Consider the following 26661-nt stretch of genomic DNA (forward strand, 5'->3'; position numbering starts at 1 on the left):
CCCAGCAAATAGCGGGATAACATTCAAAAAAACCTTGCAGAAAAATTCTACAAGGTTTTTGTCTATAAATACAAATTAATCACTATATTAAAATGAAAGAGTTTGTAATTCATCACAATAATATTAAATATACGCTGCTTTAAAGGCTTGTTGGACAGCTTGTACTTCTAATGAGTCTTTACCATATAAGTTCGTTGCTACACGAATACAAGCTTCTTTTAATTCTTTAAAATCAGAAGTCATATTTAATTCATCCGTATTTGCATAATAGAAAATATCAAACATTTTATCTTCTCCAATGCCATGTATGTTTACTCCATTATGGCTTCCACCACTAGCAATCAAGTAAGCTACTTTATTAATAATGCTAGAGTTCGTGTGTACACCACCATGATCGTGGTCAGCATCAATAGGTAAGTTATTATAATGCCTATAATCCTCTGGATATCTAGAAGAGATAGATGATGGGTTTTTCATATCTCTAAAAATACGACCTGATTGTTCTCCCATTGTCCAATTGAACTTTCCGTTATTGGCATACTTTTCAACGGCTACTCCTAAAATATCAGATAACGCTTCATTAATTGCACCAGCTTCTCCTGCGTACTCAAGTCCAGACTCATTTCTTGTAACCGCGTGTGTAAATTCATGTCCTGCCACATCAAATGCTCTAACAATTGGATCTCCGTATACTAGCATAGCGCCATTACTAAATGCATTAAACCACTGCTTAGGATTTCCTTTATTCGTACCATTTGTGTTCCAACCATGAACGACAGAAATTACTTTTTGTCCGTTATTATCAAAGCTGTTACGGCCATATTTTTCTTGATAAAAATCATATACTTTCGTTGCTAAATAATGGGCACTAACTGCTTTAGGATCTGTAAAATTTGTAGAATTACTTGTTACTAAATCATCGAGATAACCCCATACATTTCTTCTATAATTATTATAATCTTTATAATTAGCAGTATATGTTTCAATTCCCTTACCACGAGAATAATCTGCAAGCATGTACGTTCCATCACTTCTTTGTGTAATTCCAAACGTACGATTAATACCTAAGTCATCTTTTCCTGTACCTGTTAATTTTGAAGGATCTGTTGATTTATTTGATGTCGCAGATTGGACAATACTACTCTCTACTTGTATACCCATTTTTTGAACGAGTTCTTTTAATAGATTACCACCAAAAGCATCAATTAATACTGTACCGGATACATATTCAGGTGTAGATGCACTAAAAGTAATTTGATATGCGTTTGTAGCTTTATTTGTATTTTCATCTACATATACCACTTGTTTAATTTCTGGTTCTTCAATAAATGTGAGATCATTTCCATAGATGTTGAAAAGCTGTTTCTTTGCATCCTCTTCTGATAGAGTAATAGGTTGTTTCAAATCTTCCTGTTGTTGTAAATCTTGGGCACTATCTCCCGAAACGCTCGTAAGTACACCATCATCATTAATATGTGCTGTTAGTTGATATCCGTATACATCACGTCCTTCATACGTTTGTTGAAGACGTACCAATGTAGTACCATCATAAGATTTACGACTTTGCGTAACATTATAATTAACTTTGGATTCCGTATTAACTTGCTTTGATGATAATGCTTGTTCTGTTTTTCCTTTTAGTGCATCCTTTGCTACATTTTCTGCCGAATTTTGAGAAGGTGCTGTTAAATTACCTGTTCGGAACGTATCTTCCTTTGTTTCCACTTTTAAATCTTCTGTTTCCGCATGTACTCCTCCATAAGGCATAATCGCCGATAACACCACTCCTGTAGTTAAACCTACCTTTACGAAATTATTCATATTCTTACTCCTTTATAATCTTATTATTAAGTTAAATAAATGTTTTTTCAAAATTGGAAACATAGATATTTCAAACTATCTATGTTTATCTACTGTTTATGAATTGTGATTCCTCATAATATAGATAGATTGCGTCGTTACTTTTAGATTCATTTCATTTCTCAAAAATTACTCATTATATAAGCTATCTTTATATTTATCCATATATGTTATTTTTTGTGGTTCTGATAACATATTTATTGCCATCCACACATTCTTTTTCATTTCTAATTTTTGCATTGGTATCTTTTTTAAAACCGGATTATTTATAATTGCTTCCATTTCTTCATCAATTCTTTGCATAAGATTTTCTTCTGGATTATTTTTCAAATAAGTATTTTTCAATCCCCATTTTGTCATTATAAATTCATTCGTTTTATTCATAGGATTAATAATAGTAGCTTTACTAGTTAATCGTTTTTTTATTTCATCATGATAGATTTTAATTCTATATCCCTCTTTTAGTGGAATGATATCTTTTACAATTGTTACATTTGTTCCTTCCATTTCCTTCGTATAAATTTTTTCACCTTTTTCATTAAAGACCTCTATCGATGCATATTTTTCACCTGCATAATAGCTATGAGGCGTTTTAGTAGTAACCGTAAAAATAGCTCGATTTTGCTCTAAGTCTGTATTTAATACGGCAAACTGGTCATCTCCTAATCCTAGGAATTGAATCGTTTCATTTACCAACTTACTCACTTTCATTTCGTTAATATCAATCTTTAGACTATTATCTTTTTCTTTTACATAGGCATAATACGAACTGAAATGGTACATACTATTCGTTTTCCCACCTGAAATTTCAACCGTATACACTCCATTTGGTACGTCTTGTAAATTGATATCTGTTGTTTCAATTGTTTTCTCTTGAATAACTGTATTCCCTTCTTTTAATTTAATTTTTCCTCCTTTTAATGTATTTATTTCATTTGTATTTAAATGGATATGCAAATTCCCTTTTAGCCCAAGTGGAGCAATTTGCTGATTCGTAACTATTTCGAAGTTGGAGTTTATCGGAATATCAGGATCAACTATAGCTCTTGCTTTCGCTAATTGTGATTCAGGCACTATATAAGCTAAAGAAGTAACAGCCGGAAAACCTTTCGCCCTATTCATCTCTATTTGTTTGTGATTAAGCTTAAAGCCCCACCTTTCAAAAACAGGTGTAAAATCAACTTGTCCATTCTCACTATAATACTGATTCATTAAATCTGGTAAAGAATGGTCACCTTTTTTGAAAGCAGCATTGCTAGCTAGTTTTCGATAACCTTGATACATTTTTGCAAATGCTTCATCGCCAGCTTTTTGTTTCGCCATTGTTAAAAGAATAAGTTTTTGTCGTAAATCTAAATCATCATAATTTTTATTTTCTTTCATTAAAGCATTATATAAATTCCGTTCTACCTGTTCCTTTTTCCCGAAATTAAACAACCAACCAACTTGATCTGCTTTTTTGCCGTATTTACTATATTGATATTGAACACCAAATAGATTATTAGAAACTTCTCCTGTAAATATTCCTTGATTATCAAAACCAGCTTGGTATCCATGAGCGATTTCATGTAAAGTTCCCCAACTTAGTTTATCTAACCACATCTTTGTACTATCTGTACTATTCGCTGTCCAATTTGTGCCATAATAGGCACCGCCAGCACCAGATATATCTGCTTTTAAGAAATAACGATTTTGACTTTTTTTATTTTCAAACGTTGAGCCATCTAAACCAATAATTGAATCATACATCACAAAAATATCTTCATAATACACAATTAACTCATCCAATGATTGAAAATCTTTTAAAGATCTTACTAACTCTTTATCTTTTTTAGGTACAAATAATTGAAAACTCTCCCCTTGAAGTAACGCATACTCTCCATCAAATTGATCCCATGTACTAAAAAATTGAGATACACTTCCTTGTTGTTTATAAATGGGAAGGGGTTTAGTAGCACTTTCATTCTCTACTTGGTACTCAAGTACAGCGTGCTCTTCACCATACGGAGTATCTATGAAAGGAACTAAAGACGTATCACCTTGGATAGTAACCCATTCATTTCCTACTTGTATGGATTTTTCATTTTTTGAGTCATTAGACAATAAACGTAATGTTAATTTGTCTTTAAAATTAGGATTTGTTTGTCTTACCTTTAATGGTGTATTTCTCTTCAAAATAAATCCTAAATCTTGTCGATCATGATATTTCCCCTTACTTATGCCCGCCTGAAATATCCAAGTAGGCTCTTCTAAACTAGTAATTTTTTTTGCATTTATTCGTTCATCAGCATGTAAGTGTATATTTCCTATGAGGAAAAACATTGTATACATTATGCCTATAACAAGTAATCTTTTCATTTGCATATCTCCTTTTCTATTTTTTATATACAAAATACAATAAAACAAATTCCTCCTTCGTTACTTAAAACTGTAGTCCATAAGTTATTTCCCAGTGTAATTATTATAGTTACATTAATTCATGATTATCAATCATTAAATATATGTAATTTTACATATACAAATATTTAACATTCGACAATAAAATATCTTTGCCTATACTCCTTTATCACTTTCAAAAATGAATTAAAAAAACACGAAGACTTAAATGTCTTCGTGTTTTTTTAATATATATATCGTTACACTTGTGATTGAATTCATAACTAGAATCTTTTTACTCATTCCTTATGAATAATGTTTATTATTTATGAAATTTCACACGCTCTTCAAGTGGTTGGAATTCTTTTTCACCTGGTGCAGCTGTTGGATTACCAAATGGCATTTGTGCAATTAGTTTCCAATTAGCAGGGACATTCCATTCTTGTTTTACCTCATCGTCAATTAATGGATTATAATGTTGTAATGATGCCCCTAATCCCTCTGCTTCTAAACCTGTCCACACGACTAATTGGTGCATACCTGATGCTTGGTGTGACCAAATTGGGAAGTTTTCAGCATATGCAGCAAACTTTTCTTGAAGCGATTTAACGATAGCCTCATCTTCAAAGAATAATACTGTTCCATAACCAGCTTTAAAAGAATCCATTTTTTGTTGCGTTCCTGAAAAATCTCCATCTCCAACTACTTTTCTTAATGTTTCAGTGGTAATATCCCATAATTTATCATGAGCTTCACCAAATAATACAACTAATCGTGCAGTTTGAGAATTGAAAGCGGATGGAGTATATTTCACAGCAAACTCCACGATTTCTTTAATTTTTTCATCCGATACTTGTACCTCTTTATTAATCCCATAGTAAGTACGTCTTTCTTTCAGTGCAGTATAGAAATCTTTTGTCATAATTCCGTTCCTCCTAAGTTTTAATATTCTTCAAAATGATACATCTCGAAGATAATATGCGTTTAAATGAGTTCATTTTTGAATCATTGAACTTCCTAGCACCCATTGCCAGTCATTCTAAATCTAAACACACTGCTTCTTTCAGTTTTCCTAAAAAAAGCCTTATAACATCATTCATAAAATCTAATCATCATTCGGTACTATTTTACCCATTCTCTATTCATGTATCCTGCTTGTTTCATATTTACACAAATATGAAATGTAGCTACTTTAATCACCAAATTTCACATTAATTTAGAGCATCTTCAATTACAGCAATTTCGCTCACTCGAACAAAACAATGCAATTTAAAGAACATTGCAAAATTAAGTACTACCTGTAAAAGAACCCTCTTAGCCGACTATAAGAAAAAATAATAAAAAGCCAAAAACGAACAATAATATGTTCATTCTTGGCTTTTACTTAACCATCACATTTACTTTTACTATTGCTTCAAATGATTTTTAACTGCCCTTATTACCAATTCGTGATCTTCTTCTGGTGGTAATCCTGAAACTGTTATCATTCCAATAACCCCTACGTTTTTTATTCTGATAGGAAAACATCCACCAAACGCAGCGTATTCTGAAGTATCTAAAAGATATTTTTCATTATAGGAGACCCCAGTTATTTCACTTTGTATCTGCATATAATACGAGCTACGATCATGCAGGGAAACGACTCGTTTTTTACGCTCAATCCATTTCGTATTTTCCTCATTTGTCCCTGTCATCTTGAAATGAAATAATTGCACACCATTTTTCGTTATATCAACAGCAATCAATTTCCCCTCTCGCTTTGCTGTTTCAACGATAAATAAACCTAGTTGCAAGGCATCTTCATTTGTAAAAGAGGAAAATTGAAGTGTTTCCTCCTCTTTTAAAATTTGTTTACTTATTTCATTCAAATTTGAAGTACTCATATCTTTAACCTCCATAATTGTTTTATGCCACACCGACATTTTTTCGAAATTATTAGGCCATATAGTACAACCTTTCAATCAATCTGATTCTAAATAAACTACTGTAACATCTTTGGTAACTAGTAGTACCGTAAAGCTTGTTTTCTTCTTACTGGTGCTATTATGAATGACATTCAAAGTTATAAAAAGTACTATTCTACTTATCCCTATCTTACAGAGACTATTATGAAATATATTTAACATCTTAAAAATGTATGTACTAAAGAATAATATTTTTAATCACTAACTTTTTTGATTAATCGTTATAATCCAATTTCATCAAAATTTTTATCAATTATTACACTATCCAACAATAGGAGGAAACAAAGATGGATGAAAATATATCCAAAAGCTGAAAAGCAGTTGAGTCCCTTGAGAGAATAGTTATAATTCACTACATATAGAAATAGACATACAAAAACGCCATCCTTTCCTATAATTCTAAAGAAAGAATAGCGTATTCTTTTCAAAAATGAGTCCTTTTATTGAAAAACTTTGATTCTATATTATACATAAAAGGGCAACCAATGCTAAAACAGCTGGAAGTCCTTGTTTCACAATAATTGATTTATTAGATGTGAAACCTCCGAAAATAGCTGCTATCACCACACAAATCACGAAAAATAATTGGACCATATAACCAATTGGATTGAGCCCAAGTACAAGTCCCCAAATGAGACCAGCCGCTAAAAATCCATTATATAAACCTTGGTTTGCAAACATAATGGCTACGTTTCGATCTCCTTCTAAATGCTTCGGTAATTTGAAAGCACGTTTCGCTACTTTTGAATCAATAAAAAACATTTCAAGGATCATGATAAACAAATGTTCTAATGCTACGATCCCGACTAAAATAGCTGCGATTATTTCCACACTATTCTGCCCCCTACACTCTCTATTCTTTAATATTCTCTACATTTTTTTGCATCTGTAATAGAACATGAATAAGTATTTTGCGTTCTTCTCCACTGATATTTACGAACATTTCCTTCATAAAATATTCCTTTTCTTTCTTGTTAAAATATTAATTGATGTATCAATTATTGATACATCAATTAATATGCATCTCTCTTTTTATTTTTGCAAGTTTTTTTGCTCAATTGGTTTTATTTTGTTCCAGCAACTTTAAACCAATTCAAAACATCAGTTCGTATTTCTAGAAATCATAATTACTTTAAGTTCATTCTGACAATCATATTTAACTACATATATAAAAGAATTGAGTTATATCTCCATCAATTTATAAAAATTAATTTTTTCTAAAAACAGATACTTTACGTTTTTTATAGTAATAAAAATCATTTTTTGTTTCAGAGGCAATCCATTTTGTTAGCTTGATGGGCATAGGATAGCACCCAGATGACGAACCAATTATCTTTCAAGAAGACGGCTAGAAAACTGGATTTGGTACAGGAGTTGCCTACTTCCTCGATTCAGATGGTACTAATTTAGAGCTTATTGCTCCAAAAGGTCCATTTAGACGTGAATAGTTAAAATAAATTAATACCGAAACAGCCACCTTCTGCCTGGAAGGTGGCTGTTTCAAGTTGATAGAATGACTAAAAAAGGACAAACTCTCCAATGTGAGAAGTTTGTCCAAAAAGTTTTTCGTGTTAACTATTTTTACACTAATAGCAATAATAGTGAATTAGAATAATGACTTAATACTTGCTAAAACTGTAAGTACACCTACAATAATAACAAATACGTTGCTCATTTTCCCTTTGTATTTAGCTAGTACTGGCACTTTTTGAATCGCATACATCGGTAATAGACATAAGATAGCAGCAACTAAAGGACCGCTTAGAGAATCAATAAGTCCAAGAATACTTGGATTTGTATAAGCAACAAACCAGCATGATAATACAACAAAAGTAAGGATTACTGTCTTAATTGTTTTTTCTTCAATATCTTTTCCACGTGATTTACCGAACTTAATAATCATGTCACGCATTACTTCAAATGCTCCGATATAATGGCCAAGGAAAGACTTTGTAATAGCCACAAAAGCAATAATTGGAGCTGCAATAGTGATTACAGGCGAATTAAGCTCATTAGCAAGATATGAAAGAATTGATAAGTTTTGTTCTTTTGCCATTTTTATATCATCTGGAGTCAAGCTCAATGCACTACTCCAAACGAAGAACATAACAACAGCGAATGTCATGATATAACAAACCTTTTGTATTTGCGCACATTTAGCATCAGTGGCTTCGATTCCATACGTAGCTCTCTGTTTCACAACAAATGATGAAATCATAGGTGAATGATTAAATGAGAATACGATGATTGGTAGAATCATCAATATCGTTCCAAAATAGCCTGTTCCTGTTGAAGCAGTTGAAACAGCTGAAAAACTAAGCATTGACGTATTCCACTGTGGAATTAAAGATATTGCGATAAAAAGTAAAGAAACTATGAAAGGATACACTAACATACTCATTACCTTTACAGTAATATCTTGACCAAAATTTAGTATAGCGATAAGACCAAGAACTAATACAAGTGATAAAATAGCCCTTGGAGGTTCTGGCATGTGCAATTGATGCACGATAAAACTACTTGCAGTATTTGTAAGCGCAACCGAATACATTAGTACGATTGTATAAATTGAACCGAAATATACGATGTTAAAAATGATACTCGCTTTATTTCCGAAATACTCTCTAATTGTACCTGTGATCCCCTCATCAGCAGAATTAGAAGCGTATATCATTTTAGCAAGCGCCCTATGTGAGTAATACATAACTGGATATGCAAGTAATGTAATTAGTAGTAAAGATAATAAACCACCTGAACCTGCATTAATCGGTAAAAAGAGCACCCCTGCTCCAATTGCAGTTCCAAATAGACTGAGTGCCCATGTAGTATCCTGCTTATGCCACTTTTTCGGATCTGCATATTGCTCATTTTTTCGTGCGGTATTTTCAGCTTGAACTTCTATTTTCTTTGCAGTATTCCCGTTCATATAATAACTCCCCCTTGTATCTATTCCTACATCTCTCTTTACGCCTAACAAATATTCCCTTTTCGGAAAATGAATTCCTTACAAGTTGCCCCACTTTGTATGTCCTTCATCATAATGAATCCAAATTGAAACATTCGCTAGTTAGCGTCCTAATATAATTGTTAGCGTTCACAAAAAAGTTTACTCGTAATATCCGCTCTTTATATAAAGACCTCTTAAGAGAACAATATAGAATAGACTTCATAAATACGTTGCAACATTTCTAATAACAGTGTATTACTTTAATGGTTTCTCTTTTTTACTTTTAACAGTAATTTTAGCTAAACCGGCCTCTCTTCATTTGCGAGGCATTTCTTTCTCAATTCTATACATTACCTTCATAACTTCGGTAGCACTGATGATATTGCTTACACAAGCCACTGAAGCACATTACATACATTTCGCCTCTAATCACACACCTTTCTTACTAGTAATCGCATTTTTTATATTTTCTCCAGAGATAATAAAATTTCTCTCGACGCCCTCATTATAACGTGTATATTTATAAAATTAATATTTTTATATTTTCAGAAATATTAAAGTGGAATAATTTTATATGGATAATATTTTACAGTTAGCATGTAGCCATTGTTTTTATCGCTTAAAGCTGAATTAGTTAGTAAAAAAATACAATAATACATTGTTTTTCTAGGTTACTCATTATAAAGATACTTATATCCCCTTTATCAAAAAATTTCATTTTAAACATAAAAGATATTCTAATAAATAATTAATGTAGGTAAAAAGAAAAAATTCCAAAATAAAAAAACCAAATTTTAGGATATATATTATTAATATTGAATTCATATACATTTTAAAAAGATACACTGAGTAAAAAAACAAAAAAGCTGCCCCATATGGACAGCTCATTTACATAATTATCGTTATCAGGAATATCTCTATGTTTGTAATGAATCGTTTTTACATCATTTCCTTTTATGCGAAAAGTAATTATGTCCTCTCCATAAGGCGGATTGTGTGCATCCTCAAAAGTTTAAATTTTAAAATCCCTCATTAACTAGCTCTTTTATCGAGTTTAATTTTGAAGAAAGCTCGATAAACCATTCTTCATCCCCTGTTAATAATGCAAGATCTATAAGATAAAGGATTTGTTCCTTATTTATTACCTTTGATTCAGGAAGTTTGTTAACGTGTTTACTAAAGAGTAAAATCGCTTCATTTATTGTGTACTTGCCGTCACGTTTCACAATACTAACTGTAACTATATCCTCCACATCATCAAGTGACACAATATAACCAACTATTAACTCACCTTCATTTGATATTCCACGAACCCAATCTCCTACTTTTAAAACATGATTATTATTTGACATCATACCGTTTCACCTTCCTATAAATATTTTTTGTGACGATAAAAAAGATATAAAAACAATTATACTGTAATATTTTTCATTACATTTAAGTGTTAAGAACTCACGGCTATATAATAATTAAGCCGCTTAACGCTCTTGATTGATAAGGTCAACAACTTCTTTCATTGTATAATTCTTTAAGTATTCACCTAGATGCTCTTCAGCACCTAAGAAAATAGCGAAAAGAACTTTTCGCATGTTCGAACCTACAACACACTGATTGTTTGATTCTGGACACTTCGGCTGCAAAGCACCTTCAGAGGTTATCTGATAAATATGCCAAAGATTAATTTCATCTAAATCGCGAGCGAAAATAAAACCGCCACCAGTCCCCTCTTTCGATTGTATAAACTTATGTTTTTTTAACAAACTTAGTACTTTGCGAATGCGTACTGGATGTACACCTGCACTTTCTGAAATAGCATTACTTGTTGACATCCGATCTGGCTGTAAAGCTAAATAAGTTAAACTGTGTATGGCCAAGGTAAAGTCGCTGTTCATGATTTTCCTCCTACGATTCAAAATATTGTTTTTCATATATTAATATACTATAGCCATAAATATTACAGATAGGTTAGAACGTTAAAACATATAGAATACTTCTTGCCATAAAAAATTAATTCTCTTATATTCTATCCGGGCCCACCTATATCTGATAACTTCATTTAGCTTTTTAAGTTGAAAATAAAATTAAACACTCCACTGTTTCTTCACTTGTTCTTCTGCCAGTTGTTTAATTTTTGTCCAAATCGTATCTTTACTCACAATAACATTTGTTTGATAATTTCTATCATTATAATTAACTGTAACACATACTTCAATCATCTTCTGCTTCCTCCTTTCAAGAAAATTTTCCATAAGAAATATTATTTATTAATTAGCCAACTTTTGTAATTCAATGTTTAAAAATGTTCGGACGCTACGTGGTAAAAATTTACGAATTTCTTCTTCGTTAAAACCAATTTGCAATCTTTTTTCGTCCAGCATAATCGGGCGACGCAACATTAGTGGATGCTCAATTATTAATGTATAAAATTCATTTAGCGAGAGCTCATCAATATTTATATTTAAGTCCTGAAAAGTTTTGGATCTAGTTGAAATAATTTCAGTAGCCCCTTCTTCAGTTAAACGAAGAATCGATTTAAGCTCATCAACTGTCATAGAATTTGATACGATGTTTTTTTCAATATAATCAATTTGATGCTCTTCAAGCCATGCTTTCGCTTTTCGGCATGAGGCACAGCTTGCTGTTGTATATAGAATTACCATATTTAACTCACTCCTTTAATGTTATGAAACGTACATTTTAAACATCGGTTATTGAAATGTATTAAAAAAAATTACAGTTTAGAATCAAATACAAGCAATATTATTTATTCGAGAATATTTAATTTATCTACATTTTACAGACGATAACAACTCACTTCTAAAAACTATACTGTAATTTTAAACTTTACAGTTCTATAAATCAAATGTTAAGTCTTGGATTCATTCTATTAACGTATAATAGGAGCAGTTGAGACAATACTTGCCTCAACCGATTTTTATATCTCTTTATAATTTTTTGCAGTAATGACTGTTTCAAACTCAAAGGTTTCGGGTAGATGATCTGCATAAGAATATTCAAAAGTTCGTCCATCCGTTAAATAAGCTACTTGTTCAACTCGCATTAGGAAATCCTGATTTGTTAAGTTCATAAACTGCTTTTCCCTATCATCTGGGCGAATTCCTTTAACCCTGACAACAGATGTCCCTACTTCAAGACTAAGTTTATTTTGAATATGTGAGTATATAGACTCCTCTAAAACAGAAGCCTCAACACCTGGGATAACCGAAATTGGCATCCATGTATGCTCCATAATCGTCGGAATGCTGTGAATGATGCGGAGGCGAATGATTTTATAGACGAAATCACCGATTGAAACTCCCAATTTCTCAGCAACTACTTCATCAGCCCCAACAATCGCAAACTCGATAATTTTACTTTCTACCTCACTGCCGTATACAGCTTTCGTACCTGTTAAAGTTTGAATCATTCGTGCCTTTTCCTGTTGACGCCAATCTTGCACCACTGTTCCACTTCCGCGCCGGCGGATGATGTAGCCATCTCTAACTAATAGATCCAGCGCTTTCTTAATAGTAAGGGCTGAAACACCAAATTCTTCAGCAAGGACGGGGCTACTCGGAATTTTTTCGTTGATTTTATATTCACCGTCTAAAATTTGCTGTTTAATCTTTTGATAAATGCCGAGGTATTTTACTTGTGTTGATCCGCTTGCCATTTCCATACCTCCTTTATACTGCAAACTCTCTTCTATTCATTCAAATGTAAAGCCTCAAGTTTGTAAACTGAAGGTGATGGGGAAGCAAATCCATTTTCTAAGATTTCAATATTCGTTACCGCTTCTTCGTCTTTCACAAGTTTTGGTGCACCATTTATAATTGTTTCATACGCGGCATCATAGAAACGACCGTAATCACCAAGTGGCGTTTTAATTTGTTTTTCAATCCAGTCACCATTTGCATTACGATACTTAGCAACTCCATAGTACATCGGTGAATCTTCACCAAATCCTACACTCTCAGGCATAACACCCGCTTTCAAATCATTTTCCTGCTGATCTTCACCATATTTAATAAATGATCCATTTGTTCCATGAACGATAAAGCGTGGATAATCTTTTGCTACGACATGGTTCGTTTTCAGCTTAATCTTCAACTGATTTCCGTAATGTAAACCAACATCGAAATAGTTATCAACCGCACCTTCCATTTCATTATTACGAATATCGTATGTCACCGTATCTGGACGGCCGAATAGTGAAATCATACGGTCCATCGTATGAATACCTAAACTGTAAAATGAACCTTCTTCTTTTGGAGCTTCATGAGTGATTGAACCAGGACGGAAATAATCAATATGTGATTCAATCTCAATAATATCACCAAGGAACCCTTGTTCAATTACTTGCTTCACAGCTAAAAAATCACCATCAAAACGGCGGTTTTGATAAGGCATAACTACTACACCTTTTTCTCGTCCTAAAGCTAATAATTCTTTCGCATGTTCCACTGTATCGCAAAATGGTTTTTCAACGATAACTGATTTTCCAGCTAGTATAACTTTTTTTGCTAATTCATAATGCGTATGTGCTGGCGTACAGATCGTCACGACTTGAATTTCCTTGTCATTCAACAATTCGTCCAAATCAGTAGTGAAGTAAACACCTTTTTCCTTATATGGAGCCGCTAATTTTTCATTTATTTGACGTACAAAAATCGTTTTTATTTTTATATTATTACGTGTGTTTACATAAGGTAAGTGATAGCGGTTAGCTGACTTTCCAAATCCAATAAAGCCCATTGTTAATGTCATATTTTTCAACTTCCTTGCTCATAAATTTTCGTTTCTACATTTATTATATAGTTTACTTTTTAAAAGTATATAGTTTTAGTTCTTAATTTGTATATAAAATGAAAAAGTAGGGATAGAAACCATTTCGATTTTCATCCCTACTTCTTTACTATATTTGTGTAATACCAGACATTAATTGTTTTAACTCGCACGTTCTCTTTTTGTCTTTCTTTAAATGACAAAGGATAACTACTTTCCACTTTCCACCGATAACCTCTAAAGTTGCCTCTACAGGAATATTGTATGTTTTCATATAAAAATCTCCTTTAATAATTTTATAAGACAAATAAGCTAAAATATTTAAATATTACTTTTAAGTATCTATAGCACCTTAAAGTACATACTTTTTATTGTGTTAAACATGTTTCATAATAGCATACGTAAACAGCAGATGAGTAGTACGGCACCAAAAAGTACCTGTATTACTTTTTAGTATCTATATCACTTTAAAGTACGTACTTTTCATTATGTAAAATACATTTCATAATAGCATTTGTAAGAGTTGAGTGAGTCATGCAGTGTTAGAAATTACCTGTTAGTACCTGTACTTTAAAGTGAGTATTTTTATCATACATTTTGTCAGACGATGAAATGACATGTTTTCATTTTCACATCCATTCACAATGAATAAATAATTTTCAAATATATTTTAGGAGGATATCTATAATGAGTAAATTACTAAAAGAAAAAATCGGGTTTGGTACAGCACCACTAGGAAATATGTACCGTAATATCCCAGAGGAAGAAGCACTCGCTACAGTGGATGCTGCTTGGGAGAATGGCGTTCGTTACTTTGATACAGCTCCACTTTATGGATCTGGATTAGCGGAAATCCGTCTTGGTGAAGCACTGTCAAAAAGAAATCGTGATGATTACTTTTTAAGCACCAAAGTAGGTCGAACGATTTCAGATGAACTAGAAGATCCATCTGCACGTGATTTAGGTGAAAAAGGCGGACTTTTCGAATTTGGTCGCAAAAATAAAATGATCAATGACTATAGCGCAGATGCAACACTTCGTTCTATCGAGCAAAGTTTGAAACGTTTAAAAACAGATCGTCTAGACTTTGTTTTCATTCATGATTTAGCACAAGACTTTTATGGTGATGAGTGGATTTCACAATTTGAAACAGCTCGAACAGGAGCATTCCGTGCGCTAACACGTTTACGTGAAGAAGGAGTTATTAAGGGCTGGGGGCTTGGAGTAAACAAAGTAGAATCAATTGAACTTATGCTTGATTTAGAAGAAGCGAAACCAAATATATCCTTACTAGCTGGTCGCTATTCATTATTAGACCACGAACGTGCATTGCAACGAGTAATGCCTGCAGCTGTAAAGCATAATATGGATATTGTTGTTGGTGGCCCATATAGCTCAGGTATTCTTGCTGGAGGCGCTCACTTCGAATATCAAAAAGCATCGCCAGAAATTATTGCAAAGGTTGAGAAAATCAAAGCTCTTGCAGATCGTCACGACATCAGCATCAAAGCTGCTGCATTACAATTTTCACTAGCAAATCCAGCAGTTGCTGCCGTTGTTCCTGGTGCAAGTAAACCGGAACGAATTGTAGAAGACCAAAACGCCTTAAATACAGTAATTCCAGCAGCATTCTGGCAAGAAATGCGCGAACAAAAACTAGTAGCACCTAATGCACCACTACCAATCAACGTAAAATAATAATGAAACTTTAATCAGTGGGAGCATCCCCCACTGATTATTTACCCGTAAATACCGGGATGAAAAGGAGCGTAATGAATATGGCACATACTACTACATCTATGGAAATTTTTTCTTCACCGGAACAAGTATGGCAATTAATCGGAGGTTTCAACTCCCTTCCAGACTGGTTACCTTATATACCTAGCAGTAAATTAACTGAAGGCGGTCGTGTACGTCATCTAGCTAATCCGGATGGGGATACAATTATAGAACGATTAGAAGTATTCAATGATAAAGAGCGCTACTACACGTATTCAATCATGAATGCACCATTCCCAGTCACTAATTATCTATCTACAATCCAGGTGAAAGAAGGTACTGAAAGTAACACATCGTTAGTAGAGTGGTCTGGTACATTCACTCCTGTTGAGGTTAGTGATGAAGAGGCAATAAATCTGTTTCATGGTATATACAGCGATGGACTGAAAGCATTGCAGCAAGCATTTCTAGATTAATTCATGTAATTGATTGAGACGAAAAAGTTAATTAACAGTCAAACATTCGACTTTGTGGTTAAGTTCATTATGAAAGATAAACAAATACAAATTTCATGCCTGCTTGTTATTGACAAGAAATAAAAAATACTACCTCCAAATGGAAGGTAGTATTTTTTTATTAATCAGGAAAAACAATTAATCCCTCTTCTTTTTCCTCCTGTTTTAAATCTTCTTCTGGGAAGGTTACAGTTGAATTTTTATCACCTGTTCTTTTTGTTTCTTCACCTGGAAATACGAAAGTTGAATTTTCTTTTCCTTCATTTTTTTCTACGTTATCTGGAAATACCATAGGATCATTGGTAGTCAAATCACTATGAAATCCAAGGTTAGACAAAATCGCTTTTAAATCTGGTAAAACCCCTATTTTATCAGATGATGGGTTATTAGACTTTGTGCCTGTATTAGGATTACTTAAAATTGCTCTCAATTCTTTTGGTGTATATGCCTTACCTAAATGTTCTTTAGCAATCCCTTGAATCGATACAGCAGCCCCAGCAATTATAGGCGAAGCGCTAGAAGTACCACGGAAATTAGAAGTATAACGATTAATTATGTTCTGATCTGTAACTTTTTGTCCTTTACTATTTTGATTTTGATATGTATCTAATGTATCAACATACTCTCCCCAACCATATACATCAATTCTACTACCATAGTTAGAGAAAGCTAAACGTTTATGAGGAACTCTTGCAGTAGATGCTCCAACTATAATAGCTCCTGAATCTTTAAAGTCTGGACTATTTCGATTTAAAATCTGCTTACCATTACGGTCTTTAAATTCATCTAAATCAATCCCACCATTACCAGCTGCTTCTACAATAATAATGCCTTTATCTGTACCTTTGCGAATTGCGTTAAATATACTCGGGTATACTTCTACTGGTAAAGGGTCATCTCCATATCCATCATATTTAAAGGATTCTTCTATTAATAAAACATCTCCAGCCTGTAAAGAATCTACGGCACTTAAAATAGCATCTCTTACATCGATTCTCCCATTATCTCGGATCACTGAAATTACTTTTACCTTTGCTTTTGGTGCAATCCCAATGTTCCCAATCCCATTGTCAGCTGCAGAAACAACACCTAGAACTGAAGTACCGTGAGAAAGATCATTACTCATTTTTCCAGACATAAATTCAATATTTTGACCGACTAAATCTTCATGATTTAATAACCAACCTTCTTCCAAATCTACAAAAGTTGCTCCCTGGCCATTTCCTCCTTTAATTCCCCAAGCATAAGGAGCATTAATTCCTAAAGGTGCCTCTTCAAGATATCCCTGTCTTGAAAATCTAGGTTCATCATAAGGATTGACTGATAATACAGGCAATCTCGAGCCAGTTGTTGTGTTTATACTCTTATTAGAACGAACTTGTATTTTACTAGAATCGTCATTAGCAGCATATACTGTATTTGTTACAAATGTCGTACCTGCCCCAGCAAAAGTTGTAATTGCAAGTGATGATATCAACATACCTTTAAAATTTTTCATTTTTCCACCTCTAGTTTTCTATTAGAAATAACATATTTCATAATGTGTATGAACCGAAAATCATTTTATCTTATTATAAAAATTAATAGATTTTTATAACTTTTTGATTTACATAAAAACTCCCTTCATTCTTGTAATTCAATGTGTAGATTTCAAAATAACAAACTTACTGTAACTATTATAGTTACACCTTTATTGATTTTCAACTACGAAATATAAATTTTTAAAAATAAATTTATATTACTTTAAAACAGAACTCGCCTTTTAAGCACATAAAGTGAAACTTTAATCAGTGGGGTTTTTGTTCATCCCCCACTGATTATTAGCCCTCACCAATGGGGCGTTTACGGACAGTTAATGCGGGATAAAAACGCAAAATATCTGTCCAAATTACAGCGATCAATAAGTTTATGGACTGCGAAAGAAATACGAAAAAGCAAAGCACTAAGTGCTTTGCTCCTTATAAAATCCCTTTTAACTTTTCACCAATTAACTTCGCTACATACTCATAACCTTCTGGCCCAAAGTGTAACCCATCTTTTTCATCATTTTCTACAAACCTTTTATAATCCCGTTCTTGAATCATTTCAGCATATACATTTAGAAAATAACTTCCTGTTTCCCTCGCCACTTCCTCTACTACGTCTGTATACTGACCGAGCACTTTATTGGTTCTATTGTACTGTCTTTCTTCATCAACTGGTGCAGGACTAATAAGTAGTATTTTATCTGAGGAAACCTGGTTCACAATCTTCTCTAAGTTTTCTTTATATGCTTGTAATGACACTTGAGAAAAAGAAACTGCATCATTCGTACCAAGAAAAACTGTTACGAAATCTGGTTTATATGATATTACATCTTCTTCAATCCTATTTAACGCATCAAATGTATTATCCCCTGGAACACCTGCATTCACTACTTTCCAATTTGGAAACATTGCTTGTAACCTTGACGTTAATCTCGGTGTTCCATCAAAAAACGTCTCATCAGCTGTAATGCTATCGCCAAAACATACTAACGTTTTCATTAGGCTTGCTCCCCTTTTTACGTATGAAATAATTTACCTTCTAATGCTCCAATATATCTTTCAGCAGAACGTTCAACTGCTTCATTTGCATTTTCTTTTACTACTCGATGAAAAGCGTTGTATAAACGATTAAACTGTAATGGCTTCACTCGATTCACCATTTCTTCCACTTTTCTCGCTGGTAATGGAATTAAGTTTGGATAGCTGTACATGAAACTCACCCACCGCTCATCCGCTACAACTTGAATAATATCACCTGTTAACAAAATCCCTTTTCCGTCATTACCTTCTTCCCAATGTAAGACAGATCCACCTTTAAAATGTCCCCCTAAACGATGAATGACTAATCCATCAGCTAATTGTAAAGACTCACCAGACCAATAAATAATACGACTACTCGGACGCATCACCCACTCTTTATCATCTTCATGTATATAAATTGGTACATCAAATGTCTCTGCCCATTCTACTTGCGTTGAATAATAATGAGGATGAGACAATGCAATCGCATCTAATCCACCAAGCTCTTTTATTTTCGCAATCGTCGTTTCATCTAAATACGTAATACAGTCCCATAGTAAACGATATGACTCTGTTTTCACTATAAATGCCGTTTGACCGATCGCAAATCCTGGTTTTGTCGTAATACTATAAAGTCCATTTTCCTCTTCGATTATTACATTTTTATATGTATCATCTGTTTGCAAATTTTCTAAAGTCGTCCAAGACTGCCCTTTCGGATTCACATATTGCCTCTCTTCATCACAAATATGACAACTCACCGGTTCCTCTACACTCGCTGCATACTGCACACCGCACGTTGTACAAACGTAATTTTTCATCATAATTCCCCCTATCCCTATATTTTTATTAAACTGATTTTTGTTGATAATAATCTACTTTTTTATTTTCAATTAATAAACTTATAAAAGTAAGTAAATAAACAACTGTAACTGACAATGGAATTACAGTAAATCCTTTTTGGCTTCTGCAACATTCATCTCACTATCTCCCCAAAAATATTTGTGCTATAAAGTCACCTCAACCTCACCCATCCAATAACGCCAAGCTGCTAAATAATCTTCTAAATCTTTCGGGTGGTGCAGTAAACACGTATCTATACGCAAATATAATCCTATGACTATTTCTTCATATAAATCACGGTCTTTTTTATGAAATACACATTGTTTCATCGCATAATCGATTGTTTCTTTTGTTAAATCTTCCGGGGTTGAACAGAACGCATAAATTAAATCATATATAGGATCTCCTAACACTGGTAAAGGATCAATTACACCGTGCAGTTTATTCTCTTGAAATATAAAATTATGAAATCCAAGATCACCATGCAATAAAAATGGCTGATTTATTCCAGTCCCCCTACTTGGACTATTTGCTAACTTAAAAACCGTTCTATACTCTTCCTCACTTATGTAACGTCTTACATTTTCATGAGCTTCCATCACATTTGTCGTTAAAAATTCATTCCAAGATTGAACTGGGCTTTCTTTCCATCCCCAGCCATCAACCTCTGTAGCTACTTCATACTTATTGATAACTTCCTTTACAAGTTTACTAAGAACACTCCGTTTATGGCCTAGTTTGCAAGAAGTTGTGCCCTCAAGGAATGAGTAAACAATATAGCGATTTAAAGGTTCCTTATATAAAAGCTTTGGAAATAATTCGTCCTTTTTATAAAACTGAAGAAAATAAGCTTCTTCACGTATGACATCCGATTCATTCAACTTTATAACGTATTGTTCATCTAACAAATATATAGTACTTGTCGTTCCCCCGTTTAATGCTTTTACGCTATTTGGATAATGTGAAATAACTTTTTCCTTAACTAGTTGTGCAGTGATTATTGAAATGTCCATTCTCTCACCCTTCAACTCCGAATATTTCCTTAATTCAAAAGACAACTTTACTATTATTTGACAAACATAAGGGAATTCCTCCTAAAAATCTTAATATAACAAAAGATAATTTTATTTCATTTCAACTGCTTCCTTCAATATTCCATCATAAAGTTCATTCCATTTATGGTAATGCGATGTGATTTCTTCACTCCAAATGATCTTCATTTAATCTAGTAATCTCTATTGAATTATCTCTTTCTTTTAACTTAAGAACCAAACTTTCTACACCAAACACTTCTGTAAACGTATGACTGCCTACAATTAAATTAATTCCTTTAAATTTCGCATATTGCACTGTATATAATGTTTTTTCACCTGTTATGTACGTGTCACATCCTTTTTCTAATGCACGTTCAATCAAATTTGTATTGTTTCCTGCACCGGTTAAGATCGCAATCCGTTTTACTGGTTTATCGTGATTTCTCCAGCTCTTCACTTTCTCTTCCATTTTTTCTTCAAGTTTTCCAACTAAGTTTGAAAAAGGAATCGCTTCTTTATATTCTCCTATTCCCGGTAGTTCTTCTTCCTCATAGGTTGAATATTCCAGTATTGTATCTATCCCAATTTCGTTAAATAACGATGTACACGTGCCAAACTTTACAAAATCTAACGGCAAATGAATCCAAAAATGATTCATTTCATATTGCTTCAATTTCTCAATACAAGCCTCTTCCATACCAAATAAAAAACTCCACGGCGCATGATGTGTAACTATCATATCGACTCCATTTCGATACGCTTCTTCAATAGTTTCTAACGTTAAATTTGTTGTGTAACCGATTTTGTGAAATTCATCTTTACTTATATAAGTAAAACCATATTCATCATCGCCATATTTATGAAGATGCTCTCCAAATAGTGATGTTATATGTTCATTAAACTGCTTTATATTCATTTTTATTTCTCCTTTCATTTACTTTTATATTTCATAAATAAGGAAATACTAAATTACAACGTTACATACATATAGGAGGACAATATGAAACCTGAATTTTTAAAAGCTGTACATGATGCAATCGGAAATGTCGAACACATTCATATAGAGGAAAGCGGTGCTGACAGCTTACTTATTCATCATGATGATGCACAGCAGTTACAACAAGTTGCTAAGGCGTTAGAAAATAATAATTTCCGCTCCGCTTTAAGAACAACTGGAAATGCTTCGTACATTGAAGTAGTGAACAGATAATGAAAGTCCGGATGTATTCCGGGCTTTCTTTTTATCCCGCTATTCACCGGGCAGTAAGACCCCCACTGATTAAAGTTTCACTTTATATTGAAACTTCAAACTCTTTCACATACACCGCTGTTCCAGCAATATCTATTTGTAACTTTTCGTTTTCTATCCCTTTCGTTACATAAACAGTTACACGACCATCTTTATTTATTTCCTGTCCTTGCTCAACGATTAAACCCAATTCATGTTCAAAACCTTTCTCTAAATACTCCGCATAATACGCTCCCATTACACCTGAAGCTGTTCCTGTCACTGGATCTTCAATCGTCCCAGCGTAAGCTGATGAAAAATGACGGCCGTGCATTTGTGCTAGTTCATCATAAGTTTCTAGACAAATTGGGTGAATAGAAGCATTAGGTATTTCTTTTAATACTGATGGAAATGCAGCATTATTAGGTTTCATTCTCTCACATGCATTAAGATTTTTAATCGGTACAATTACAGTCCAATTACCAGTACTTCCATATACAATCGGTAAACTTACATCTAAATCATTTACTTCTAAACCGATACTATGAGCTAATTCTTCTTTTGAACCTGTAAATTCTTTAAACTGAGGTGCTGCCTGTCTCATTTTAATAAAGGGTTCTCCATTTTCATTTACACCTATTTGTATCGGTAAAATCCCAGCCTTCGTTTCAATCATAAGGTTACTTTTCTCTTCTAATAAACCTTTTTCGCGCAAGGCATATATCGTCCCTACTGTCCCATGACCACATAACTCCATTTCAAAACCAGGTGTAAAATAGCGCATTCTTATATCTCCTACTTCTGAGGAAAGAACAAAAGTTGTTTCGTTATATCCAACTTTTTCAGCAATAATTTGCATTTCCTCTTCCGTTAATCCATCTGCTTCTAATACAATACCTGCTGGATTTCCCTTATTTGGTTTATTCGTAAATGCGTCGTAATGAAATATATTTATAGTCTTCATTTTCTTTTCTCCTTATTTGTCCATTTCTTTATTTTTATAATCAATAAGAAAATCGATCTAACCAACTTTCATAATCAGCTTTTTGAAATGGACGGATAATGAGTCTATCCGTCTCTACTTCTAATAACGATAGCTTCATTTAATTTCATCCCTCGAAATATTAATTGAATATTCTTTATTATCTTACACAAAATACAAAATCTAGTAAATCATTATGTTTTTGATACATAAAAACCCAGTCATGCTTTATACATAACTGGGTTCTCCATCGTTTCATAATTTTCTATTTCACAAGAACTACATCTCGTAATTCCCTCTTCAACACTTTTCCTAAAGCGTTTTTCGGTAACTCATCCATGAATACCACTTCTGGTATTTTGTAACTGGCTAATTTCTGTTTACAATACTGAGTAATACTTTCTTCTGTTAATATTGTTTCGCTATCCTTCACAATGAAAGCTCTTGGAACCTCTCCCCAAAAGTCATCTGGAACTCCAACTACTGCAACTTCTAAAACACCATGTATTTCATGAATAACATCTTCTACCTGATCTGGATATACGTTGTCACCACCGCGTATAATAACGTCTTTATATCTTCCCATAATATGCAGGAATCCATCATCATCTATCATGCCAGCATCGCCCATGTTAAACCAGCTATCTTTTACTACCTTCTTTGTCGCCTTTTCATTATTCCAATATCCTTTAAACATGTATGGACTTTTCACATGAATCTCTCCAACTTCATTTGTTGTTAGTTCATGTCCTGTTTCTGGGTGAACAATTTTCACCTCTACATTTTTCAAGGTCTTTCCTACAGAAGACATCTTTTCTTTTCCCATCATTGGATGCCATGAGGTTACAACCCAACCTTCTGTACTACCATAGCCTTGCACCATATATATGCCTTTTTCCATATATTTTTGAATGAGTGTTTCTGGCACTTTTGTACCACCGCTTTGTGCTACTTTAAAGGTTGAAATGTTACGTTCTTTTTTATTTAGTTCATCAAGCATGTAACTATAAACGGCTGGGAAAGCAAGCATCGTAGTAATTTTCTCTTCTTCAATCTTATCCCAAATAAGAGCAGGATTCGAATCAGCTAAGAAGATCATCGTAACGCCATGATAAATACAATTTAAAATAGAAAGCACGCCACTCATATGAAACAATGGATGCACAGATAAAAAGCGTTCACCTGCTGGGATTTCTCTTTGTCCCGCAATTTCAGCAAAATAATGATGTAAGTTTTTATGTCCAATTACACATGCTTTTGCCTGTCCAGTCGTTCCTGATGTAAACAAGTAAATGGCATCGTCTTCTTCATGAACTTCTACGTTCGGTTCTGTCGTTGGCTGTTTTTGCAACTCTAATTCAAATGAACCAAAGTCTTCTTTTGTTGTTTGAATTACATAAGGAATTTCTTTAACAGCATCAACCTTTAATAACACTTCATTAAATTCTTCATCAATAACTAACACTTTTAATTTCGCTTCTTTTACAATCGTTTCTAATTCATAAACAGTCAGCTGATGATTTAGCGGAATAAATACCGCTCCAATTTTTAAACTTGCCATCATAACGCTTGGAAATGGGTGATTATTTTTGCATAGTATTCCTATACGATCTCCTCTTTGCACACCATTATATAACAAATAATGTGCAAACTGATTTACTCGTTCATTATATTGCTGAAACGAATATCTTTTCTTCCCCCCTACAAGCGCTTCCAAATTTGGTGATTGCATTGCTCTCTTTTGTAATAATTGTCGCATCGTTCTCAAGTAAAACTCCCCTTTATATATGTTAGGTTTTTTATTTTACCAGATTAACTATTAATTTACTAAAGATTACACTTAGTGAATATAAGAAGAATATAAAATATCCATTTACTTTACAAGTAAATGGATATTTCCCATTATATATTAGAATACTTCTTGTTCATCACATATTGCACATACTCAGGTGCACTTTTATCAATCTCTTCATCACTTAGTTTATATTCTGCACCATATAAATAAAAGGAAGGTATAAATTCCATACCTGTGTATAAGCATGTAGCTTGGAATGGTTTCGTCAACTCATCCATTGTAATTCCACTATTTTCATAGTCTTTTTCTAATCCACCTATAGAAATAGCTACACCAAATTCTTTCCCCCTCACTTTATCTCCTTTAGATCCGTACGCAAATCCATATGTTAATACATCATCGAACCATTTTTTTAATAATGGTGGTGAGCTGTACCAGTAAAGCGGAAATTGAAATATATATCTGTCATGTTCTACTAATAACTTTTGCTCTTCTTCAATATTAAACTCCCAATTCGGTGCCACTTTATACAATTCATGCACCGTAATTTCATCCGAATATTTCTCAAGTTCTTCAATCCATCTTTTATTAATTTTTGATTTTTCAATATCAGGATGTGCTACAATTACAAGTGTTTTCATCTTTTTTCATCCCCTTTATAAATTATTCAACCCTTTACGTATTAGTATGAATGAGTCACATATAATTGAAAAGTACGTACTTTAAAGTGCTATAGGAACCTTAAAGTACCTGTGGAGGTGTTATATGAATCAAAATGATAATTGCCCAATTGCAACAACACTCGATGTAATCGGTGGAAAATGGAAAGTTCATATTTTATGTATTTTGTCGGATGGAAAAATGCGAACAAATGAAATTAAACGAGAAATCCCAAACATTACACAAAAGGTTCTTACACAACAACTTCGGCAACTTGAAGCTGATGGGATTATCTATCGTACCGTATATCAAGAAGTTCCACCAAAGGTTGAGTATACACTAAGTGAATATGGAAAATCTTTAATGCAAATAATGGATAATCTGTTTGAATGGGGAAAAGATCATCAGATTAAAAGATTACATGACTAAAAAAGCACTATATACTTTGTTTAATCCTCTACGTTCATATTTTTTATTTCTATAAAGTTTATTTTCATCATTTTTTAGCTAACTTGTTTTCTTAGATTGATGGACGTGACCCCACATCCATCAATCTAAAAAGATACAATTAGAAAAATGAGATTTCTATAAAGTTTCGCATATAAACACTACTTCCGCCTCATTAAACGCTCGCTCTACTTTTTCTAATCTCAATTGTACGTAAGCTATAAAGAAGCACCCCTAAACCGAGAATTTTTTCATTATTAGACGCATTAGAACCTAAGGTAATAGTAGGTACATTTAAACCCATGAACCTTTCACTCCATTCTATAGGCATATAAAAAGATACTCCTTAAAAATAAAAAACGCTATTCTCTCTGTAAAATCATAGAAAAGAATAGCGCTTTTTATTTTGAAATAGAAATCATCATTTAAACTAAACATGCTAATATTGATTTTGTGCGATTGTCAGTTACCTCATAATAAATTTCTAATCCTTTCCGAGTACCTGTAACCATTTTAGCAGCTTTTAGTTTAGATAAATGTTGACTAATTGTACTTTGAGGCATTTGTAAATCCCCATACATTGTTGTTACATTAGTAGGACCTTTTGCAAGCATTATTTTTACTAAAGATAGACGAACTGGATGCGCCAATACCTTTAACACCTCAGCGATTTCTTGAAACATTTCTTTTTTTTCTTTCATCTTATTTCTCCCCTTTTATATACATATTTATGTTATCCATATATATAATTCGAAGATATATGCGTTTTTGTGTCCGTCATTTTAAAAAAATATAAAAAAACTTTAATCCGAAACTAAAGGATTAGCTTAACATAATGTCTCACCATTAATGATGAATAGGAATCTCATTATAGAAGCAGCAGTTTTTATACTACAACTCTACATTCAACTAACTAAAACCAATGAAAAAAAGAGCAGATAGTTGAACTGCACCCCAATT

General features: G+C 33.1%; 26 protein-coding genes and 5 pseudogenes. 5 read left to right on the forward strand and 26 right to left on the reverse strand.

Going from position 1 to position 26661, the window contains the following annotated elements; all coding sequences use genetic code 11:
• Positions 1-123: 123 nt before the first annotated feature.
• The 5 genes from DN400_RS17815 to DN400_RS17835 form a co-directional block, all read right to left on the reverse strand.
• A complete protein-coding gene (locus DN400_RS17815; RefSeq protein WP_065229122.1) occupies positions 124-1821 on the reverse strand; it encodes a M4 family metallopeptidase in 1698 nt (565 codons plus the stop codon).
• A gap of 168 nt (positions 1822-1989) precedes the next feature.
• Positions 1990-4224 (reverse strand): putative mucin/carbohydrate-binding domain-containing protein, encoded by a 2235-nt coding sequence (locus DN400_RS17820; RefSeq protein ID WP_139062883.1) that lies wholly within the window; start codon positions 4222-4224, stop codon positions 1990-1992.
• A gap of 334 nt (positions 4225-4558) precedes the next feature.
• Complete coding sequence (locus DN400_RS17825) at positions 4559-5158, reverse strand: nitroreductase family protein (RefSeq protein WP_000158938.1); 600 nt, start codon at positions 5156-5158, stop codon at positions 4559-4561.
• Between the two features lie 484 nt (positions 5159-5642).
• Positions 5643-6158 (reverse strand): heme-degrading domain-containing protein, encoded by a 516-nt coding sequence (locus tag DN400_RS17830; RefSeq protein WP_139016290.1) that lies wholly within the window; start codon positions 6156-6158, stop codon positions 5643-5645.
• A 501-nt stretch (positions 6159-6659) separates the two neighbouring features.
• The gene (locus tag DN400_RS17835) at positions 6660-7031 is read right to left on the reverse strand and encodes a DUF1304 domain-containing protein (RefSeq protein ID WP_000402471.1); all 372 of its coding nucleotides are present in this window, start codon (positions 7029-7031) and stop codon (positions 6660-6662) included.
• 482 nt (positions 7032-7513) lie between these two features.
• Between DN400_RS17835 and DN400_RS17840 the strand changes: the two are divergent.
• Positions 7514-7648, forward strand: a pseudogene (locus tag DN400_RS17840) (VOC family protein); the annotation flags it as partial.
• A gap of 158 nt (positions 7649-7806) precedes the next feature.
• Here the strand turns inward: DN400_RS17840 and DN400_RS17845 are convergent.
• From DN400_RS17845 to DN400_RS30305, 9 genes and pseudogenes are all read right to left on the reverse strand, one after another.
• Entirely contained in the window at positions 7807-9126 is a 1320-nt protein-coding gene (locus tag DN400_RS17845) for an aromatic amino acid transport family protein (protein WP_001014190.1), read from the reverse strand.
• An 853-nt stretch (positions 9127-9979) separates the two neighbouring features.
• Positions 9980-10159: pseudogene (locus tag DN400_RS17850) on the reverse strand (DUF3888 domain-containing protein); the annotation flags it as partial.
• A gap of 7 nt (positions 10160-10166) precedes the next feature.
• Entirely contained in the window at positions 10167-10502 is a 336-nt protein-coding gene (locus DN400_RS17855) for an IDEAL domain-containing protein (RefSeq protein ID WP_000987461.1), read from the reverse strand.
• A gap of 123 nt (positions 10503-10625) precedes the next feature.
• Positions 10626-11039 (reverse strand): Rrf2-family transcriptional regulator SaiR, encoded by a 414-nt coding sequence (gene saiR / locus DN400_RS17860; protein ID WP_001083465.1) that lies wholly within the window; start codon positions 11037-11039, stop codon positions 10626-10628.
• A 189-nt stretch (positions 11040-11228) separates the two neighbouring features.
• Positions 11229-11363, reverse strand: coding sequence for a BA3454 family stress response protein (locus DN400_RS17865; protein ID WP_000573532.1), 135 nt, complete (start codon positions 11361-11363; stop codon positions 11229-11231).
• Positions 11364-11411: 48 nt separating this feature from the next.
• Positions 11412-11807 (reverse strand): transcriptional regulator SpxA, encoded by a 396-nt coding sequence (gene spxA, locus DN400_RS17870; protein ID WP_000236189.1) that lies wholly within the window; start codon positions 11805-11807, stop codon positions 11412-11414.
• A gap of 275 nt (positions 11808-12082) precedes the next feature.
• Positions 12083-12820 carry a GntR family transcriptional regulator gene (locus tag DN400_RS17875; RefSeq protein ID WP_025117973.1) on the reverse strand — a complete coding sequence of 246 codons (738 nt, stop codon included), beginning with the start codon at positions 12818-12820 and terminating at the stop codon, positions 12083-12085.
• 32 nt (positions 12821-12852) lie between these two features.
• On the reverse strand, positions 12853-13914 hold the full coding sequence (locus tag DN400_RS17880; protein ID WP_000176638.1) for an oxidoreductase: 1062 nt from the start codon (positions 13912-13914) through the stop codon (positions 12853-12855).
• Positions 13915-14068: 154 nt separating this feature from the next.
• Positions 14069-14206: pseudogene (locus DN400_RS30305) on the reverse strand (winged helix-turn-helix transcriptional regulator); the annotation flags it as partial.
• 413 nt (positions 14207-14619) lie between these two features.
• On the opposite strand from DN400_RS30305, the gene DN400_RS17890 reads away from it, so the two are divergent.
• Together DN400_RS17890 and DN400_RS17895 are read left to right on the forward strand one after the other, a co-directional pair.
• Positions 14620-15630, forward strand: a complete 1011-nt coding sequence (locus DN400_RS17890) for an aldo/keto reductase (protein WP_025117971.1) — start codon at positions 14620-14622, stop codon at positions 15628-15630.
• 80 nt (positions 15631-15710) lie between these two features.
• Positions 15711-16127, forward strand: a complete 417-nt coding sequence (locus DN400_RS17895) for an SRPBCC family protein (protein ID WP_000951538.1) — start codon at positions 15711-15713, stop codon at positions 16125-16127.
• A 160-nt stretch (positions 16128-16287) separates the two neighbouring features.
• Here the strand turns inward: DN400_RS17895 and DN400_RS17900 are convergent, their stop codons facing one another.
• The 6 genes and pseudogenes from DN400_RS17900 to DN400_RS17920 form a co-directional block, all read right to left on the reverse strand.
• Positions 16288-17664: a S8 family peptidase gene (locus DN400_RS17900; protein WP_000787682.1), complete on the reverse strand. Its 1377-nt coding sequence runs from the start codon at positions 17662-17664 to the stop codon at positions 16288-16290.
• 460 nt (positions 17665-18124) lie between these two features.
• Entirely contained in the window at positions 18125-18691 is a 567-nt protein-coding gene (locus tag DN400_RS17905; protein ID WP_065229126.1) for an SGNH/GDSL hydrolase family protein, read from the reverse strand.
• A 17-nt stretch (positions 18692-18708) separates the two neighbouring features.
• Positions 18709-19536 (reverse strand): MBL fold metallo-hydrolase, encoded by an 828-nt coding sequence (locus DN400_RS17910; RefSeq protein ID WP_080477935.1) that lies wholly within the window; start codon positions 19534-19536, stop codon positions 18709-18711.
• Positions 19537-19561: 25 nt separating this feature from the next.
• Positions 19562-19678 (reverse strand): annotated as a pseudogene (locus DN400_RS30310) (DUF7010 family protein); the annotation flags it as partial.
• A 41-nt stretch (positions 19679-19719) separates the two neighbouring features.
• Entirely contained in the window at positions 19720-20568 is an 849-nt protein-coding gene (locus DN400_RS17915; protein WP_065229284.1) for an aminoglycoside phosphotransferase family protein, read from the reverse strand.
• 187 nt (positions 20569-20755) lie between these two features.
• Positions 20756-21505, reverse strand: a complete 750-nt coding sequence (locus DN400_RS17920; RefSeq protein ID WP_065229128.1) for a Nif3-like dinuclear metal center hexameric protein — start codon at positions 21503-21505, stop codon at positions 20756-20758.
• An 84-nt stretch (positions 21506-21589) separates the two neighbouring features.
• Here DN400_RS17920 and DN400_RS17925 point away from each other — a divergent pair, with 84 nt between their 5' ends.
• Entirely contained in the window at positions 21590-21799 is a 210-nt protein-coding gene (locus DN400_RS17925) for a hypothetical protein (RefSeq protein WP_065229129.1), read from the forward strand.
• An 82-nt stretch (positions 21800-21881) separates the two neighbouring features.
• On the opposite strand, the gene DN400_RS17930 is transcribed toward DN400_RS17925, so the two are convergent.
• From DN400_RS17930 to DN400_RS17940, 4 genes and pseudogenes are all read right to left on the reverse strand, one after another.
• Positions 21882-22781, reverse strand: coding sequence for a PhzF family phenazine biosynthesis isomerase (locus tag DN400_RS17930; protein ID WP_065229130.1), 900 nt, complete (start codon positions 22779-22781; stop codon positions 21882-21884).
• A 46-nt stretch (positions 22782-22827) separates the two neighbouring features.
• A pseudogene (locus DN400_RS29700) lies at positions 22828-22920 on the reverse strand (GNAT family N-acetyltransferase); the annotation flags it as partial.
• Positions 22921-23064: 144 nt separating this feature from the next.
• A complete protein-coding gene (locus tag DN400_RS17935) occupies positions 23065-24567 on the reverse strand; it encodes a class I adenylate-forming enzyme family protein (RefSeq protein ID WP_065229131.1) in 1503 nt (500 codons plus the stop codon).
• Between the two features lie 134 nt (positions 24568-24701).
• Complete coding sequence (locus tag DN400_RS17940) at positions 24702-25235, reverse strand: NAD(P)H-dependent oxidoreductase (protein ID WP_065229132.1); 534 nt, start codon at positions 25233-25235, stop codon at positions 24702-24704.
• A gap of 124 nt (positions 25236-25359) precedes the next feature.
• On the opposite strand from DN400_RS17940, the gene DN400_RS17945 reads away from it, so the two are divergent.
• Positions 25360-25683: a winged helix-turn-helix transcriptional regulator gene (locus tag DN400_RS17945; protein ID WP_001072981.1), complete on the forward strand. Its 324-nt coding sequence runs from the start codon at positions 25360-25362 to the stop codon at positions 25681-25683.
• Between the two features lie 193 nt (positions 25684-25876).
• On the opposite strand, the gene DN400_RS29560 is transcribed toward DN400_RS17945, so the two are convergent.
• Both DN400_RS29560 and DN400_RS17950 read right to left on the reverse strand, forming a co-directional pair.
• Positions 25877-26032, reverse strand: coding sequence for a hypothetical protein (locus DN400_RS29560; RefSeq protein WP_001121202.1), 156 nt, complete (start codon positions 26030-26032; stop codon positions 25877-25879).
• A 94-nt stretch (positions 26033-26126) separates the two neighbouring features.
• Positions 26127-26402 (reverse strand): ArsR/SmtB family transcription factor, encoded by a 276-nt coding sequence (locus DN400_RS17950; RefSeq protein WP_000660066.1) that lies wholly within the window; start codon positions 26400-26402, stop codon positions 26127-26129.
• Positions 26403-26661: the final 259 nt, after the last annotated feature.

Source organism: Bacillus sp. AR8-1 (assembly GCF_008042345.1).
In the GTDB taxonomy this organism is placed as follows: domain Bacteria; phylum Bacillota; class Bacilli; order Bacillales; family Bacillaceae_G; genus Bacillus_A; species Bacillus_A cereus.